This is a genomic window from Streptomyces kronopolitis, assembly GCF_014646275.1.
GTDB classification, from domain to species: domain Bacteria; phylum Actinomycetota; class Actinomycetes; order Streptomycetales; family Streptomycetaceae; genus Streptomyces; species Streptomyces kronopolitis.
Genome location: NZ_BMND01000103.1, coordinates 1 through 717, shown reverse-complemented (window position 1 = coordinate 717; position 717 = coordinate 1). Strand labels below are relative to the sequence as shown.

General features: G+C 37.4%; 1 protein-coding gene. It reads right to left on the bottom strand.

All coding sequences use genetic code 11. The features are described 5' to 3' along the window. Positions 1-39: 39 nt before the first annotated feature. On the bottom strand, positions 40-717 hold a 678-nt coding region (hpaA, locus tag IEY78_RS35320; protein WP_189104821.1), incomplete at its 5' end, for a flagellar sheath lipoprotein HpaA.

Below are 717 nucleotides of genomic sequence, written 5' to 3'. Positions count from 1 at the left end.
AAGCAGTTTGTTCAAGCGTTCTCTTGCACGTATTTGTTTTTATCGGTTTCTCTTGTTCTTCAATTCCTTGGCGTCTTTTTGATAAGATTCTAAATTCTTTTGAGTGAGTTTTTTGTCTATTTCTTGCATGATATTTGCAAAAATCTTATTCAAAGCACTCTTAATCGCATCATTAGAATTATCCGTTCCCTTAACCATAGTGCTAACTAACCCCCCGCTATGGCTTGAATGGGTGGTTTTTAAGAATTTTTCCTGGATGTCCAACTCGCTCAAATCCATCGTAAAAGAATCCAAAGATTCCCCACTCATAGGCTCTAATATGGTAACCTTGATAAACCCAGCCGGGATTAAAACCCCTTCCATTTTATCCAAACCAGTGGAGAATAATAACCCAGGTTCTGATTTTTTCTGTATGGTTCTTTTAGGATCGGGGCGTAAAACAATTTCGCCACTCATAGCGACGGCCAAATACCCTTCTTTTTTTTGCGCAAAAGAAAGATCGTCTTTATCACTGCTATCTACATTAATAACCTTATAGCCCTGATTTTGCAAAATCTGTTCAACCTTGAGCGCAGTTTGATTCTTGAATTTGTTTTCATACTCTTTAGCAATATTATCGCTGTATTGAAAAGCCGGCCTTAAAAGTAGAATCTTTTCATCTAACGCTTGAACTTTCTCGCTAGCTGGATGGTAATTCAATTTCAAAGCGACTTCATT